This is a genomic window from Halosimplex halophilum (assembly GCF_004698125.1).
GTDB lineage: Archaea > Halobacteriota > Halobacteria > Halobacteriales > Haloarculaceae > Halosimplex > Halosimplex halophilum.
The window spans coordinates 29823-46246 of record NZ_ML214297.1 but is presented as its reverse complement, the minus strand read 5'-3'; the positions used below and the strand labels follow the sequence as shown (position 1 = coordinate 46246).

The 16424-nt window shown below is 71.1% G+C and carries 17 protein-coding genes; all 17 read left to right on the top strand.

The features are described from left to right. The 17 genes from E3328_RS00255 to E3328_RS00175 all read left to right on the top strand — a co-directional run bounded on the left by E3328_RS00255 (nucleotide 1) and on the right by E3328_RS00175 (nucleotide 16423). Nucleotides 1-201 carry a DNA-directed RNA polymerase subunit N gene (locus tag E3328_RS00255; protein WP_135362633.1) on the top strand — a complete coding sequence of 67 codons (201 nt, stop codon included), beginning with the start codon at nucleotides 1-3 and terminating at the stop codon, nucleotides 199-201. Continuing rightward, nucleotides 198-374, top strand: a complete 177-nt coding sequence (locus tag E3328_RS00250; protein WP_135362632.1) for a DNA-directed RNA polymerase subunit K — start codon at nucleotides 198-200, stop codon at nucleotides 372-374. The genes E3328_RS00255 and E3328_RS00250 overlap by 4 nt, the downstream gene beginning before the upstream one ends. Further along, nucleotides 371-1576, top strand: coding sequence for a phosphopyruvate hydratase (gene eno, locus E3328_RS00245; RefSeq protein WP_135362631.1), 1206 nt, complete (start codon nucleotides 371-373; stop codon nucleotides 1574-1576). Before E3328_RS00250 ends, eno begins: the two co-directional genes overlap by 4 nt. Next, nucleotides 1573-2361, top strand: coding sequence for a 30S ribosomal protein S2 (gene rpsB, locus E3328_RS00240; RefSeq protein ID WP_135362630.1), 789 nt, complete (start codon nucleotides 1573-1575; stop codon nucleotides 2359-2361). Before eno ends, rpsB begins: the two co-directional genes overlap by 4 nt. Nucleotides 2362-2449: 88 nt before the next feature. Then, the gene (locus E3328_RS00235; protein ID WP_135362629.1) at nucleotides 2450-3037 is read left to right on the top strand and encodes a TetR/AcrR family transcriptional regulator; all 588 of its coding nucleotides are present in this window, start codon (nucleotides 2450-2452) and stop codon (nucleotides 3035-3037) included. A 153-nt stretch (nucleotides 3038-3190) separates the two neighbouring features. Further along, entirely contained in the window at nucleotides 3191-3841 is a 651-nt protein-coding gene (locus tag E3328_RS00230) for a DUF2306 domain-containing protein (protein WP_135362628.1), read from the top strand. 89 nt (nucleotides 3842-3930) lie between these two features. Continuing rightward, on the top strand, nucleotides 3931-5541 hold the full coding sequence (locus E3328_RS00225) for a molybdopterin-dependent oxidoreductase (protein WP_135362627.1): 1611 nt from the start codon (nucleotides 3931-3933) through the stop codon (nucleotides 5539-5541). A gap of 93 nt (nucleotides 5542-5634) precedes the next feature. Then, nucleotides 5635-6012: a DUF5518 domain-containing protein gene (locus E3328_RS00220; protein WP_135362626.1), complete on the top strand. Its 378-nt coding sequence runs from the start codon at nucleotides 5635-5637 to the stop codon at nucleotides 6010-6012. Nucleotides 6013-6091: 79 nt separating this feature from the next. Continuing rightward, nucleotides 6092-7075: a mevalonate kinase gene (gene mvk / locus E3328_RS00215; protein WP_135362625.1), complete on the top strand. Its 984-nt coding sequence runs from the start codon at nucleotides 6092-6094 to the stop codon at nucleotides 7073-7075. Beyond that, the gene (locus E3328_RS00210; RefSeq protein WP_135362624.1) at nucleotides 7072-7818 is read left to right on the top strand and encodes an isopentenyl phosphate kinase; all 747 of its coding nucleotides are present in this window, start codon (nucleotides 7072-7074) and stop codon (nucleotides 7816-7818) included. Before mvk ends, E3328_RS00210 begins: the two co-directional genes overlap by 4 nt. Nucleotides 7819-7897: 79 nt before the next feature. Further along, complete coding sequence (locus tag E3328_RS00205) at nucleotides 7898-9505, top strand: hypothetical protein (RefSeq protein WP_135362623.1); 1608 nt, start codon at nucleotides 7898-7900, stop codon at nucleotides 9503-9505. Nucleotides 9506-9785: 280 nt separating this feature from the next. After that, complete coding sequence (locus E3328_RS00200) at nucleotides 9786-11126, top strand: ribonuclease J (RefSeq protein ID WP_135362622.1); 1341 nt, start codon at nucleotides 9786-9788, stop codon at nucleotides 11124-11126. A gap of 1 nt (nucleotide 11127) precedes the next feature. After that, nucleotides 11128-12174, top strand: a complete 1047-nt coding sequence (gene idsA3, locus E3328_RS00195; protein WP_135362621.1) for a geranylfarnesyl diphosphate synthase — start codon at nucleotides 11128-11130, stop codon at nucleotides 12172-12174. Nucleotides 12175-12226: 52 nt separating this feature from the next. Continuing rightward, the gene (locus E3328_RS00190) at nucleotides 12227-13960 is read left to right on the top strand and encodes a glutamate--tRNA ligase (RefSeq protein ID WP_135362620.1); all 1734 of its coding nucleotides are present in this window, start codon (nucleotides 12227-12229) and stop codon (nucleotides 13958-13960) included. 174 nt (nucleotides 13961-14134) lie between these two features. After that, nucleotides 14135-14788 carry a helix-turn-helix domain-containing protein gene (locus E3328_RS00185; protein ID WP_135362619.1) on the top strand — a complete coding sequence of 218 codons (654 nt, stop codon included), beginning with the start codon at nucleotides 14135-14137 and terminating at the stop codon, nucleotides 14786-14788. Nucleotides 14789-14952: 164 nt separating this feature from the next. Beyond that, a complete protein-coding gene (locus E3328_RS00180; protein WP_135362618.1) occupies nucleotides 14953-15282 on the top strand; it encodes a 4Fe-4S dicluster domain-containing protein in 330 nt (109 codons plus the stop codon). Nucleotides 15283-15526: 244 nt separating this feature from the next. Then, nucleotides 15527-16423 (top strand): electron transfer flavoprotein subunit beta/FixA family protein, encoded by an 897-nt coding sequence (locus E3328_RS00175; protein ID WP_135362617.1) that lies wholly within the window; start codon nucleotides 15527-15529, stop codon nucleotides 16421-16423. Nucleotide 16424: the final 1 nt, after the last annotated feature.

Sequence of the window (16424 nt, the reverse complement as noted above, 5' to 3'; positions counted from 1 at the left end):
ATGATGGTCCCGGTCCGGTGTTTCACGTGCGGCAACGTCGTCGGCGAGCACTGGGAGGAGTTCAAGGCCCGCACCCGCGAGGCCGACGACCCCGAGGACCCCGAGAAGGTCCTCGACGAGCTGGGCGTCGAGCGGCACTGCTGCCGGCGGATGCTCGTCTCGCACAAGGACCTGGTCGACATCGTCGCCCCCTACCAATGAGCCAGTCGTACAACCGCTACGAGAAGGCCCGCATCATCGGCGCGCGAGCGCTGCAGGTGGCCTACGGGGCGCCCGTCCTCGTGGACACCGAGCAGACCCAGCCCATCCTGATCGCCGCCGAGGAGTACGACGCGGGCGTGCTCCCCTTCACCGTGCGGCGGGGTGAGCAATGACGCTCGTCACCGACGTTCGACTGCGTCGCGTGCTCGACTCGCGGGGCAACCCGACGGTCGAGGCGGACGTGCTCACCGAGGAGGGCGGCTTCGGCCGCGCGGCCGCGCCGAGCGGCGCCTCCACGGGCGAGTACGAGGCCATCGAGCTGCCGGCCAGCGAGGCCATCGCCGCCGCCCGCGAGGACGCCGTCCCCCGACTCGTCGGGGAGGTCCACGCGGGCAACCAGCGCGAGGTCGACGCGGCACTGCACGCCGCGGACGGCACCGACGACTTCTCGGGCATCGGCGCCAACAGCGCGGTCGCCATCTCGATGGCCGCCGCGAAGGCCGGCGCCAGCGTGACCGGCGCCCCCCTCTATCAGCACCTCGGCGGGACCTTCCGCGGGAACACCTTCCCGGTCCCGCTGGGCAACATCGTCGGCGGCGGCGAACACGCCGCCGACGCGACGGACATCCAGGAGTTCCTCGCAGCGCCCGTCGGGGCGCCCTCCGTGTCGGAGGCCATCTTCGCCAACGCCGCGGTCCACCAGAAGGTCCACGACATCCTGATGGAGCGCGACGAGCCCGCGGGCAAGGGCGACGAGGGCGCGTGGGCCCCCTCCATCGACGACGCCGAAGCCTTCGAGATCATGGACGAGGCGACGAAGGCCGTCGCCGACGAGGTCGGCTTCGAGATCCGCTTCGGCCTCGACGTGGCCGCCGCGGAGATGTACGACGAGGAGGAGGGCGGCTACGTCTACTCCGACCAGGTCCGCTCCACCGAGGAGCAGGTCGAGTACATCGCCGACCTCGTCGCCGAGTACGACCTCAAGTACGTCGAGGACCCCCTCGACGAGGACGACTACGAGGGCTTCGCCGACCTCACCGATAGGGTCGGCGACCGGACGCTGGTCTGTGGCGACGACCTGTTCGTGACCAACACGGACCGGCTGGGCGACGGCATCCAGCAGGGTGCGGCCAACAGCATCCTGATCAAGCCCAACCAGATCGGGACGCTGTCGGACGCGTTCGACGCCATCGAACTGGCCGTCGAGAACGCCTACGGACACGTGGTCTCCCACCGCAGCGGCGAGACGGAGGACACGACGATCGCACACCTCGCAGTCGCGACGGACGCCCCGTTCATCAAGACGGGCGCGGTCGCGGGCGAGCGCACTGCCAAGCTGAACGAACTCATCCGAATCGAGGACAACGCAGTATGAGCGGAAACGAAAACGAAGGTCTCGACGCCAGCGAGTCCGACGTCGACCCCGAGGTCGACGAGGACGCGGCGGCCGAGACAGAGACTGAGGAACCGGCCACTGGGGCCGAGGAGCGGGTCGCCGACGAGGCGGCCGAGGACGAGGACGCGGCCGAGGAGGCCGACGAGGGGCCCGCCCTCGACGAGGACGTCATGCCCGACGACGAGGCTGACCTCCTCATCCCCGTCGAGGACTACCTGGCCGCGGGTGTCCACATCGGTACCCAGCAGAAGACCAAGGACATGGAGCGGTTCATCCACCGCGTCCGGACCGACGGCCTGTACGTGCTCGACGTGAGCATGACGGACCAGCGCATCCGGACCGCGGCGGACTTCCTGGCCAACTACGACCCCGAGCAGATCCTCGTGGCGTCGTCGCGCCAGTACGGCCGCTTCCCCGCCGAGAAGTTCGCCGACGCCGTGGGCGCCCGCGCCCGCACCGGCCGCTTCATCCCCGGGACGCTGACCAACCCCGACTACGAGGGCTACATCGAGCCCGACGTCGTGGTCGTCACCGACCCCATCGGCGACGCCCAGGCCGTCAAGGAGGCCATCACCGTCGGCATCCCCGTCATCGCGATGTGCGACTCCAACAACCAGACCTCCAACGTGGACCTGGTCGTCCCGACGAACAACAAGGGGCGCAAGGCCCTGTCGGTCGTCTACTGGCTGCTGGCCAACGAGACGCTCGACCGCCGCGGCGCCGAACCCAGCTACGGTCTCGACGACTTCGAGACCGAGATTTAACCCCGTTTTTGGCGCGTTTCGCGCTGTTTTCCGCACGTCGAGCGGTCGTAGCACAACGCTGAAAGCGAGTGAGCGCTCACTCACGGGTATGAGCGACGAGGGAGTGCCGGCCGAGGCGCGGGCGGAGGTCGCGCTCGCGGTGCGGGACGCGCTGGCCGAACACGGCTACGAACGGCTGACGACTGCCAAGATCGCCGAGGCCTATCCCAAGAGCGAAGCCGGGCTGTACTACTACTACGACACGAAAGACGAGATGATCGCGGCGTTCCTGGCGTTCGCGGTCGGCCGGTTCGGCGAGGAACTCGACGGGATCGAGGCCGCCGACCCCGAGGCCCGGCTCCGCGCCGCGTGCGAGCGGATGTTTCTCTCCCCGGGCGAGGAGGAGGCGGACCTGCACGTCGCGGTGATGGAACTGCTCTCGCACGCGCCGCACAACGAGACGCTGCGCGAACCGCTCGTCGCGCTCCAGTCGGCGAAACTGGACGTGCTCGCCGAGACGGTCCGCGAGGGCGTCGAGGCCGGCGTCTTCCGCCCGGTCGACCCCGAGGCCACCGCCGCGTTCCTCCTCGCGGCCGGCGACGGCTCGACCGGAATCCACGTCGCGCTCGGCATGGACGTGGGCGACGACCTCCACACCGGCTGGTCGAGCTACGTCGACGGACTGCTCGCCGACTGACCCCCGCTCGACCGGATTCTCGGAGCCCCCGACGCGACCCGGCGAAGTGACGTTCCGGTCGCCGTTACGAAGTAAGTACTCACTCAGTAATTTTAAGTCGCTGGTCGCACAACGACGAGGTATGCGAGCCGACGATCCGGCGGAGGGCCGGGAATGACGCCCGAGGAACTGACGCTGTGGGCGCACATCGCGGCGGGGTTCGTGGCGCTGTTCGCGGGGCTGGGCGCGTTCCTCACGGAGAAAGGCGGACGGCGGCACCGCCGGCTGGGTCGGGCGTACGTCTACGCGATGGCGTTCGTCTCCGGGTCGGCGCTGGTCCTGTTCGCCTTCGACCCGACGTTCCTGCGCCGGTTCCTCGCGCTGGTGGCCGTGTTCAGCTTCTACTTCGCGTTCTCGGGCTACCGGGTGCTGGGGCGCAAGCGGCCGACCGACGGGGCGGCGGCGGTCGACTGGCTCGCGGTCGGGCTGGTGGGGGCTGCGAGCGTCCCGCTGCTCGCGATGGGCGGGGTGCTGGCGCTCGGCGGCGACTCGTTCGCGCCGATGGCGCTGGTGTTCGGCGGGATCGGCGCGGTCTTCGCGGGGACGGACGCCCTGAAGTTCCGGCGCGAGCGCGACCGCGGCGCCTGGGTGCCCGAGCACGTCACCCGGATGGGCGCCGCCTACATCGCGACGGTGACCGCGTTCGCGACCGTCAACTTCGGGTTCCTCCCGACCGTCGTGCGGTGGCTGGGGCCGACCGTCGTCGGGACCCCGGTCCTGATCTATCTCTCGGCGACCTACAAGGAGCGGTTCGCGCCGGCGTAGCGGGCGAGGGGTCCGACCGCCCGGCGACCTCGGACGCGAGGGTGCCGCGGCGCACAAAGTATTACCGGCGCCAGTCCTGAGGGCGGGGCATGGACGGACAGGAGCGCGCCGCCGTCGGCTGGGCCGCGGCGGCGGCCGTGTGGCTGGTCGGGATCCTCGCGGCGGCGCCGCTGGTGGGCGGCCATCCGCTGGCGGTCGCCGCGCAGGTCGTCATCGAGAGCGCGCCCGGCGCGGTGGCGACGCTGGCGATCGAGACGCTCGGCGCGGCCGCACAGCCCGCGCTGATGGCCGGGATCGCGATCGCCGCGGTGGCCGGCGCCGCGGGGATCGCCGCCTTCGCCGAGGGGTACGGGACGACCCGCAGGCAGGACCGCTACCTCGTCACCGGCGTCTCGATACTCGCGGTGGTCCTGACGGCCGCGGGCTTCCGGGCGGCGGGCGACGGCGTCCTCTGGCGGTGGACCGCCGCGACGGCGCTGGCGCTGGTCCCGCCGGGCCTCCTCCGGGCCCTGGGCGACCCCCACCGCCCGAGCGTCGGTCGGCGCCGGACGCTCCGGAACCTCGGCGGCGCGGTCGGGCTGGCGGCCGGCGGCGGGCTGGTCGCCCGGAGCCTCGGCCGGCCGGCGACCGCCGGCGACGGGCCGCAACCGGGAGAATCGCTCGACGCGGTCGCCGAGAAGCGCGACGAGGGGACGACGACGCCCGACTCCGGGCGGACGGCGACGCCCTCCGGGAACGGCGAGCGCCTCGAATCCCGCAGCACCACCGAGAACGTCGTCGTCTCGGTCGCCGAGACCGGCACCGACCCGGACTTCGGCTACGACTTCGCGGGGATGCCCCCGGCGGTCGGGACCGCCGCCGACCACTACGTCGTCGACAAGAACGTCTCCAACCCGAGCGTCGACGCCGGCCGGTGGTCGCTGTCGGTCCGCGGCGCGGTGGAGGAGTCCTACGAGCTGTCGTTCTCGGACGTGGTCACTCACCCCGAGGCCCGCGACATGACGGTCACGATGGCGTGTATCTCCAACTCCGTCGGCGGCGACCTGATCAGCACCGCCGAGTGGCGCGCGGTGCCCGTCCGGGCGCTGCTGGCGGAGGCAGGGGTCCCGGACGCCGCCGAGGACGTGGTGACCCGCGCGGCGGACGGCTACACCGAGGCGATCCCGTGGGACGCCGTGCGCGACCGCGAGGACATCGTGCTCGCGGTGGGGATAGACGGGGAGACCCTGCCCAAGGAGCACGGTTTCCCGGCGCGACTGCTGATCCCCGGGCGCTACGGGATGAAGTCGACGAAGTGGGTCGAGACCATCGAGGTCAGCGCCGGCGACCACGAGGCCTACTGGGAGGCCCGCGGCTGGGTCGAGGAGGCCGTCGTCAACACCCTGTCGTACGTCCGGGGCGTCCAGCGCCGCGGCGACCGCGTCGCGGTGGGCGGGGTGGCCTACGCCGGCCGGCGGGGGATCGACCGCGTCGAGGTGAGCCTCGACGGCGGCGACACGTGGGCCGACGCGGATCTGGAGGAGCCGCCCTCGCCCCACGCCTGGCGGCGCTTCCGCCACGTCGCCGAGCTGCCGGACTCGGGCCCGAAGGACGTGGTCGTCCGCGCGACCGACGGGACGGGCGAGCGCCAGACGCGCGAGGAGAGCGGCGCCCACCCCGGCGGATCGACGGGCTGGCACTCGGTGACCGTCTCGCTGTGAGCGGTCGCGGGGCCGCGCGGGCGCGAGTCGGTCGAGTGCCCCGCGGTTTGACCGAGTGACACTTTTAAGTCAGAGGTGGGAGAACGGGGGCGCATGAAGGAAGGCAACACGTTCGTCAACGCGCTGGTGGGAGCGGTGGTCTCGGCGGTCGCGAGCAGTTTCATCCCGTTCGCGCCGGTACTCGGCGGGGCGCTCGCGGGCTACTTCCAGGGCGGGACCCGCTCGGACGGGCTGAAGGTCGGCGCCATCTCCGGTGCCATCGCGTCGATCCCGCTCCTCGGGATCGCCGTCCTCATCTTCAGTTTCCTCGGGTTCGTCTCGCTCGGGAGCGGCGAGGCGCTACCGTTCGCCGTCGGCGGCTTCGTGGTCGTCATCATCTTCGTCTTCGTCCTCGTCTACACCGTCGGCCTGAGCGCCCTGGGCGGCTGGATCGGCAACTACGTCAAGTACGACACCGACATCGACCTCTGACCGGGCGGACGGATCGGGGGCGGGCGCCGTCCCCCGCCCTTCGGAAACCATTACTTCCCCGCAGGTGCGATGAGCGGACATGGTTACCGCGAGCGCCCCCGGGAAGGTGTACCTCTTCGGGGAGCACGCAGTCGTGTACGGCGAGCCGGCGGTCCCCTGCGCCATCGACCGCCGGGCGCGGGTGACCGTCGAGCGGCGGACCGACGACCACCTCCGCGTCCACGCCGAGGACCTCAGCCTCGACGGGTTCACCGTCGAGTACGGCGGGACGACCGACGCCGACCCCGACGTGGACGTCTCCCAGTCGCTCGTCGAGGCGGCGACCGGCTACGTCGACGCCGCGGTCGAGCAGGCCCGCGACGCCGCCGACGCGCCCGGGGCCGGCTTCGACATCACCATCGAGAGCGAGATCCCGCTCGGCGCCGGGCTGGGGTCGTCGGCGGCGGTCACCGCCGCGGGCATCTACGCCGCCGCCGAGGAGCTGGGGACGGAGCTGACCCCGGCGGAGGTCGCCGACCGGGCCTACCGGGCCGAACTCGCGGTCCAGGAGGGCAACGCCTCCCGGGCGGACACGTTCTGCTCGGCGACGGGCGGCGCCGTCCGCGTCGAGGGCGACGACTGCCGCTCGCTCGACGCGCCGGAGCTCCCGTTCGTCGTCGGCTTCGACGGCGGGGCGGGCGACACGGGCGCGCTCGTCGCGGGCGTGCGCGAGCTGAAGGACTCCTACGACTTCGCCGCCGACACCGTGGCGGCCATCGGCGACCTGGTTCGCAACGGGGAGCAGGCGCTTTCGGCCGGCGACCTCGCGGAACTCGGGGAGCTGATGGACTTCAACCACGGCCTGCTGTCGGCGCTGGGGGTCTCCTCGCGGTCGCTGGACGCGATGGTGTGGGCGGCCCGCGACGCGGGCGCGCTCGGGGCGAAGCTGACCGGGGCGGGCGGCGGCGGCTGCGTCGTCGCGCTCGACGAGACCGAGGAGACGGAGACGGCGCTGCGGTACCTGCCCGGCTGCGAGGAGACGTTCCGCGCGGCGCTGGACACCGAGGGAGTCCGCCTCGAATGACCACCGTCCTCAAACTCGGCGGGAGCGTCGTCACGGAGAAGGACTCGCCCGAGACCGTCGACGACGACGCGCTGGCCCGGGCGGCCGAGGCGGTCGCGGGGTTCGACGGCGACCTGGTCCTCGTCCACGGGGGCGGGAGCTTCGGTCACCACGCCGCGGCCGAGCGCGGGGTCAGCGCGGACTCGGGGACCCGGTCGGCGGCGGACGCCCGCGCGATCCACGACGCGATGGGGCGGCTCAACGCCGCCGTCCTCGACGCGCTCCACGAGGCGGGGGTCGAGGCGCTCCCGGTGCGACCGCTGTCGCTCGCCAGCCGCGGCGCCGACGGCGACCTCTCGGTGCCGACGGGGAGCGTCGCGACGATGCTGGCGGAGGGGTTCACGCCGGTACTCCACGGCGACGGGGTCGTCCAGTCGGGGGCCGGTGTCACGGTCACGAGCGGGGACGATCTCGTGGTGGCGCTGGCCGCGGACGGGGGGCTGGACGTGGACCGGGTCGGGCTCTGCTCGACGGTGCCGGGCGTCCTCGACGCCGAGGGCGCGGTGATCGAGCGGATCGAGCGGTTCGCCGACGCCGCCGACGCGCTCGGGGGGAGCGACGCGACGGACGTGACCGGCGGGATGGCCGCGAAGGTGGAGAAACTCCTCGCGCTCGGCGCGCCGGCGCACGTCTTCGGCCCCGACGGGCTGGACGCGTTCGTCGCCGGCGGGTCGCCGGGGACCGTCGTCGCCGGCGAGGGGTGAGGCGGGGCCCCACCGCGCGAGTCTCGCGGTCGATACGAACGGCGTAACCTATTAGGCCGGGCTATGCAATGGTCGCGATATGACATCGGTCCCCCGTCGCGCGGCGTTCGGATACGGCTTCTATCTCTTCTCGTACTGGCTCGTGCTGGTAGCCGTCTGCGCCGCCCTGGTCGGCGGCGGCCTCTGGCTGCTCACCGACGGGACCCTCGCGTCGTTCGACGTGTCCGCGGACGGCGCCCGGGCGGCCGCCGGCGGCTTCGCGGTCGTCCTCGGCGTCCTCGGCTACGGCGCCGGCCAGACCGGCCTCGCCTACAAGCTCGTCGCGGACGGCACGCGGGCGGGCGTCGCCGCCGCCGCGGGGTCGTCCGCCGACACCGGGGACGACGCGACGGAGGAGCCGCGGGCGACCGAGGACGCGCAGACGGACCCGGAGCGGACGGACGAGGGCGGCGCGCCCGCCGCGGGCCCGGCCGCCGAAGGCGACGACCCGCTGTCGGGCGGCGAGGCGAGCGCCGACGAGCGACCGGACCCGGAACCCCGGGAACGAGCCGCCGAGCCCCGGACCGGTCCCGCGGCGACCGACGAGGACCGGGGTGTCGATGCGGACCGCGGCGCCGACGGCGACGAGCGTCGAGGGGCCGACCCCGACGAACCGAGCGGCGAGGAGGGGTCCGACGGCGTGTCGGAACCGACCGAGCCCGCGGCCGACGAAGGCTCCAGCGAGACGACGGCCGACGAGTGGGTGTCGCCCGGAACCGTGAGCGAGCGGGAGACGCCGGCCGACAGCCCGACCGAGTCCGGACAGACGGGAGAGGCGGACCGGCCAGCGGAGGGGCCCGGGAGCGACGACGACGACCCGATCGACGGCGGCACGGACGCCGACCCATTCGACAGCGGTACCGACGCCGCGACCGGCCCGGATGACGCCGACGGCGCGAGCGACGGGGCTGGCGACGGCGCCGAAGACCCGGAGCAGTCGCCGGAAGACGTGGCCAGCGAGAGCGACATCGCCGAGGAACTCGGCTTCGGACAGCCCGGCGACCCCGCCCGAGAACCCGGCGACGCGGCCCGGGAGCCCGGAGACGACGGCGACGCGGACGGGGACGCCGGGGCCGGCGGACCGGACGGGGACGCCGGCGACGGTGCGTCAGGTGACCCCGGGGGCGCGGACCCGCTGGCGCCGGACGAGAGCGGGGCCCCGCAGACATCGGACGGGGACGACCCGCTGGCGGGTGCCGACGGGGACGCGTCCGGCGACCCGGTCGCCCCCGGGAGCGGGGGAGAGTCCGACGAGCCGGCCGCCACCGGAGACGAGACGCCGGCCGCGGTCCCGGACGACCCCGCCGACGAACCGGAGCCGTTCCCCCTCGACGACGAGGGCGAGCCCGACGACTCGCCGGGGGGGGACGAACCCGACGACCCGCTGGCGCCGGACGAGAGCGGGGACCCGCTGGCTTCGAGCGGCGGCGACGACCCGCTGGCGCCTGCCGGCGGTGACGGGTCCGGGGATCCGCTGGCCCCGGGGTCCGACGACTCATCGGCACCGGACGGGAGCGGGGACGAGGAGGGGAGCGCGGGCGACGGAGACGGCCGAACCGGGGACGGAGACGGGCAGAGCGGCGACGACGGGGACGACGAGAGCGGAGACGGCTGGACGACGGGACCGGACCACGTCGGCGGGGAGTGACAGGTTTCGGAGACGAGTCGCACGCTTTTTAAAACCTCGCCGTATAGGTTGAGGTAACCGAGCATACGGCCGCCCGGGTGCGGAGTGGGCGGCCGGCTGACGCATCGGGCGCCGATGCGGACTGGGCTCCGACCGCGCCGGTGACGCGGGGGCCGCCGGGACCGCCCGACGGCTCGCGGGTCGACCGACCGGGACGGTCCGGAGCGAGCCAGTCACGCCAGCGTCCACTGTTCGCCGGTCGCACCGCCGTCGCGGGCGAGCCTTCCTCGGAGTGCAAACCATGGAAATCGAAATCGCAACCATCGGCGGCTACGAGGAAGTCGGCCGCCAGATGACGGCAGTTCGCGCAGGCGACGACGTCGTGATCTTCGACATGGGCCTGAACCTCTCGAAGGTCCTCATCCACGACAACGTCGAGACCGAACGGATGCACAGCCTCGACCTGATCGACATGGGCGCGATCCCCGACGACCGGATCATGTCCGACCTCGAGGGCGACGTGAAGGCCATCGTGCCGACCCACGGTCACCTCGACCACATCGGCGCCATCTCCAAGCTGGCCCACCGCTACGACGCGCCCATCGTGGCGACGCCGTTCACGATCGAGCTGGTCAAACAGCAGATCAAGAGCGAGGAGAAGTTCGGCGTCCAGAACGACCTCCAGAAGATGGAGGCCGGCGAGACGATGCAGATCGGCGACCAGAACGAACTGGAGTTCGTCAACGTCACCCACTCCATCATCGACGCGATCAACCCGGTCCTGCACACGCCCGAGGGCGCTATCGTCTACGGCCTCGACAAGCGGATGGACCACACGCCGGTCATCGGCGACCCCATCGACATGAAGCGGTTCCGCGAGATCGGCCGCGAGGGCGTCCTCTGTTACATCGAGGACTGCACCAACGCCAACAAGAAGGGGCGCACGCCCTCCGAGTCCGTCGCGCGCCGGCACCTCAAGGACGTGATGTACTCGCTGGAGGACTACGACGGCGGCATCGTCGCCACGACCTTCTCCAGCCACATCGCGCGGGTCACCTCGCTGGTCGAGTTCGCGGAGGACATCGGCCGTCAGCCGGTCCTGCTGGGCCGCTCGATGGAGAAGTACTCCGGCACCGCCGAGCGACTGGACTTCGTCGACTTCCCGGACGACCTGGGGATGTACGGCCACCGCAAGTCCGTCGACCGGACGTTCAAGCGGATCATGAACGAGGGCAAGGAGAACTTCCTGCCGATCGTGACGGGCCACCAGGGCGAGCCGCGCGCGATGCTCACCCGGATGGGCCGCGGCGAGACGCCCTACGAGATCGACGACGGCGACAAGGTCATCTTCTCGGCGCGGGTCATCCCCGAGCCGACCAACGAGGGCCAGCGCTACCAGTCCGAGAAGCTGCTGGGCATGCAGGGCGCCCGCATCTACGACGACATCCACGTCTCGGGCCACCTGAACAAGGAGGGCCACTACGAGATGCTCGACGCGCTCCAGCCCCAGAACGTCATCCCCGCCCACCAGGACCTCTCGGGCTTCTCCGACTACGTCAACCTGGCCGAGAGCGAGGGGTACAAGCTGGGCCGTGACCTGCACGTCACGCGCAACGGCAACATGATCCAGCTGGTCGAGTAGCATGAGCCGACAGTCCCAGGCGGCCGTCGAGCGGGCCATCGCGACGCGCCGCGAGCGGGTCAACCAGGCGATCCCGGAGGAGCTGCCGATCGACGAGCCCGAGCGGCTCTACGAGGCGACGCGGTACCTGCTCGACGCCGGCGGCAAGCGACTCCGGCCGACCGTCCTCCTGCTGGTCGCCGAGTCGCTGGCCGACGCCGACGTCGACCCCGAGACCGCCGACTACCGGTCGTTCCCCGCCGAGGGCGGGACCGTCGACGTGCTCAAGGCCGCGGTCGGCGTCGAGGTCATCCAGTCCTTTACCCTCATCCACGACGACATCATGGACGACGACGACCTCCGTCGCGGCGTCCCCTCGGTCCACCGCGAGTACGACCTCTCGACGGCGATCCTCGCCGGGGACACCCTCTACTCGAAGGCCTTCCAGTACCTCGTCGAGACGGGCGCCGCCCCCGAGCGCACCAACGCCGCGCTGATGGAGCTGTCGACCACCTGCACCCAGATCTGCGAGGGGCAGTCGCTGGACATCGACTTCGAGTCCCGCGAGGCCGTCGCCACCGACGAGTACCTCGAGATGGTCGAGCTCAAGACCGCGGTGCTGTACGCCGCCAGTGCGGCCATCCCGGCCATGCTCGTCGGCGCCGACGACGAGACGGTCGACTCGCTGCACGGCTACGGTCTCGACGTGGGTCGGGCCTTCCAGATCCAGGACGACCTGCTGGACCTGACGACGCCCAGCGAGAAGCTGGGCAAACAGCGCGGGTCCGACCTCGTCGAGGGCAAGCAGACGCTGATCACGCTGCACGCCCGCGAGCAGGGCGTCGACGTGGACGACCTGGTCGAGACCGACTCCGTCGAGGCCGTCGACGAGGCCGAGATCGAGGCCGCCGTCGACGAACTGCGCGAGGCCGGCTCCATCGAGTACGCCCGCGAGACCGCCCGGGACCTCATCGCCAGCGGCAAGGACAACCTGCGGGTCCTCCCCGACAACGACGCCCGCGCCCGGCTGGAGGACATCGCCGACTACCTCATCGAGCGCGAGTACTGACCCGCGGCCGAACCCAACGCGGTTTTTACGCGGGGGCCAGAAGTTCCCCGTAATGGACGACGACGTACGCGAGCGGGCCGAGGAGGCCGCCGAGGTCGACGCGCTGTTCAACGCGCTGAAACACGACAGCGACGCGCAGGTCGGGGCCATCATGGGCCCGCTGATGGGAGACAACCCCGAGTTCCGCGAGTACGGCGACGAGATGGCCGGCGTCGTCGCGCCGGTCGTCGAGCGGGTCAACGACATGGACGCCGCCGAGAAGCGCGAGCGCCTGGAGGAACTCGCGCCCGAGCGCGTCGAGGAACTGGCGGCCGAGGACGAGGAGGACGACCAGGCGCTCCCGGACCTGCCCAACGTCGAGGAGTACGACGAGGTGCGGATGCGGCTGGCCCCGAACCCCAACGGGCCGTGGCACCTCGGGAGCGCGCGGATGCCCGCGGTCATCGGGACGTACAAGGACATCTACGACGGCTGGATGCTCTGCCGGTTCGACGACACCGACCCCGAGACGAAACGTCCGGATCTGGACGCCTACGACGAGATCCTCGACGCCATCGACTACCTCGGGTTCGAACCGGACGAGGTGATCAAGGCCAGCGACCGGCTCGACATCTACTACGACCACGCGCGGGAACTCATCGACCTGGGCGGGGCCTACACCTGTTCGTGTCCGGGCGAGGAGTTCTCGGAGCTGAAGAACTCGGCCGAGCCCTGTCCCCACCGCGACAAGGACACCGAGACAGTTCGCGAGGAGTTCGAGGCGATGGTCGACGGGGAGTACGACAGCGGCGAGCTGGTCCTGCGGGTCAAGACCGACATCGAGCACAAGAACCCCGCGTTACGGGACTTCGTCGCCTTCCGGATGATCGACACGCCCCACCCCCGGGAGGAGGCGGCGGAGTACCGCTGCTGGCCGATGCTGGACTTCCAGAGCGGGATCGACGACCACCTCACGGGGATCACGCACATCATCCGCGGGATCGACCTGCAGGACTCGGCGAAGCGCCAGGCGTTCGTCTACGACTACTTCGGCTGGGAGTACCCCGAGGTCGTCCACTGGGGCCACGTCCAGATCGACGCCTACGACGTGCCGATGAGCACCTCGACCATCATCGAGAAGATCGAGGCCGGCGAGCTCACGGGGTGGGACGACCCGCGAGCGCCCACCATCGCGAGCCTGCGCCGGCGGGGCATCCGCGGCGAGGCCATCGTCGACGCGATGGTGGAACTGGGGACCTCCTCCTCGAACGTCGACCTGGCGATGTCCTCGATCTACGCCAACAACCGGGACATGATCGACGAGGAGACCGACCGTGCCTTCTTCGTCCGCTCCGAGGGCCCCGGCACCGAGGGGAGCGTCGAACTCCCGGTCTCTGGCGGTCCCGACGAGGGCGAACCCCTCGTCCACCCCAACCACGAGGACCGCGGTCGGCGGTCGATCCCCGTCGAGGGGGGCGTGGTGGTCGAGACGGCCGACCTGCCGGCCGAGGGCGACCGCGTCTGGCTCAAGGGGTACGGCCCCGTCCGCTACGAGGGCGACGGGCTCGTCGCCACGGGCGACGACCTCGACGTGGTGCGGGACGGCGACGTGGACGTGGTCCACTGGGCCCCCGCCGACGGCCCGCGCCTGCGGCTCCGGACGATGGACGGGGACGTGACCGGCGTCGCCGAGCCGGGCGTCAGCGACTACGACGAGGGCGAGACGGTCCAGTTCGAACGGGTCGGGTTCGCCCGCCTCGACGACCTCGACAGCGACCCGGCCGTCGCCTACTACGCCCACCCGTGACCGCTCGCGCGTGTCCGGCCGTCCCCGGACCGCCCGGACCGAGCGGGCGATCCAGTGTCACGAAACGAGTTACAGCCCCGGCTGACGCGGCCGTATTCACGAACGATAACGCTGCATGATGTGTCATGCTGGGGCGCTTTCGGGCGGGACGTGTAACACGGAAGCGTTGTCTATATGAGCGTCATCGCCGAGATTAGCATTCCCGCGACGGAGTTCGAGCTGGGACGTATCATGGACGTGTCTGATTCGGGGACGGTCGAGCTGGAGTCGCTCGTCCCCACGGGCGAGCGGGCGGTCCCCTTTTTCTGGGTCTACGGTGCGGACTTCGAGGCGTTCGAGGCGGCGGTGTTCGAGGCGCCCTCGGTCGACGACCTCGTCCAGATCGACACCTACGACGACCGCGTCCTCTACACCTTCGAGTGGTCGGTCGAGAACGACGCCGTCTTCCGGGCGATCCGCGCGGTCAACGCCTACATCCTCAACGCGACCGGGACGGGCGAGTCCTGGCGGTTCGAGCTGCGCTTTCCCTCCCACGACGCGATGTCGACCTTCCAGGAGCGGTGCCGCGAGGGCGAGATCGGCTTCGAGGTCATCAGGGTGTACAACCCAAGCAAACCCGACCTGGGGCCGTGGTTCGGGCTGACCGAGCGCCAGCGGGAGGCGATCGTCCTCGCGGTCGAGGAGGGCTACTACGACATCCCCCGCGACTGCACGACCGTCGAGCTGGCCGAGCAACTGGACATCTCCGACCAGGCGGTCACCGAACGGCTCCGCCGGGCCATCGTCAGGCTCGTCACGAACACGATCCTCACCTCCGCGGACCGCTGACCGGCCTCGGCGTCGCGAGCGATCGGGGAACTTCGTCGTCCGTCCCGAGGCCGCTCGACGTGGGGTCGTTCGGCCGCGAGACGGGCGCTCGCACCGATCGGGGCGCGGTCGGGCGGTCGGTCGGGGCAAGGTTTACGTGTACACGAGTGGACCGTGTAGACACCATGGCCATCGATCCGGAGTTCGAGACCAACCGCGAGATCGCCGAGGAACACGAGGGCCACAAGGTCTGGGGCCCGGTCGACGAACCGGAGACGCTGGGCATCCACGGCACGCACGTCGCCGTCGACTTCGACATCTGTCTGGCCGACGGCGCGTGCCTGGAGGACTGCCCGGTCGACGTCTTCGAGTGGGTCGACACGCCCGACCACCCCGAGAGCGAGATCAAGGCCGACCCCGCCCACGAGGACCAGTGCATCGACTGCATGCTCTGTGTCGACGTCTGCCCGGTCGACGCCATCGACGTCGACCCCGGCCGCGCCGGCCGCATCTGACCGGTCCCGGTTCGGTGGCCGACCGCCGTCGCGTCCCGCACTTTTTCCGGTAGTCGCGTCCCGTACTTTTACCGCCGCCGCATCGTCAGTCGCGTCGCCCTCGTCGTCCGACCCGTGAATGGCCCCGCACAGCCGCGTCTCCGCGGACCGATCACGATCCCGGGACGCGTCCCGGATCCGTGGGTTTCGGTGGACGAAAAACTTACCCACTGTCCACTCGGCTACCAAACTGTGTGCTACCAATATGCATAGTGTCGTACTGACCAAAGGCGTCCCCGACTTCAGGGAGGGCCAGGTCTCGTTCGACGAGGACGGCCACCTGGAGCGGGGGAAGACGCCGACGGTGATGAACCCGAACGACAGACACGCGCTCAGGGCGGCGCTGCAGACGAAGGTCCGGCGGGGCGGCACCGTCTCGCTGATGAGCATGGGGCCGCCCGGCTACATGGAGGTCCTGCAGGAGGGCATGCGTGACGTGTACGCCGACGACCTCTATCTGCTCTCGGACCGCGAGATGGGCGCCGCCGACACATGGGCGACGGCGATGACCGTCGCCACGGGCATCCAGAAGCTGGAGGAGCCGCCAGACCTGGTGTTCGCGGGCTTCAAGACCGCCGACGGGGAGACGGGCCACACCGGCCCCCAGACCGAGTGGTGTCTCGACATGCCGCTGGTCACCCACGTCATCTCGCTGGACATCGACGAGGAGGAAGGCACCCTCCGCGCCAAGCGTCTCGTCGAGGGCGACGTGGAGGAGATCGAGACCGTCGAAGCGCCGCTGCCGGCGTTCGTCGTCGCCGACCCCGAGTTCGAGCCCACCTACCGCCGGGCCGAACACCGGCTGAAACACAAGGACCTGCGCGAGACCACCCAACAGCGGGCCGACGAGTTCGGGGAGTATCTCGACGACGATTCGGATCTCGACCCGACCGACTGGGACCGGTTCACGATGTGGGACCACGCCGACCTGAACCTCGACCCCGACTACATCGGGCTCGACGGCTCGCCGACCATCGTCGCCGGCGTCGACCCCATCCCGAAGGCCCCCAGCGAGCGGGAGGCCACGGTGGTCGACCCCGACGACGACGCCGAGATGGAAGGGGTCGTCGAGGAACTCGAACCGTACGCGGCGGGTGACTGAC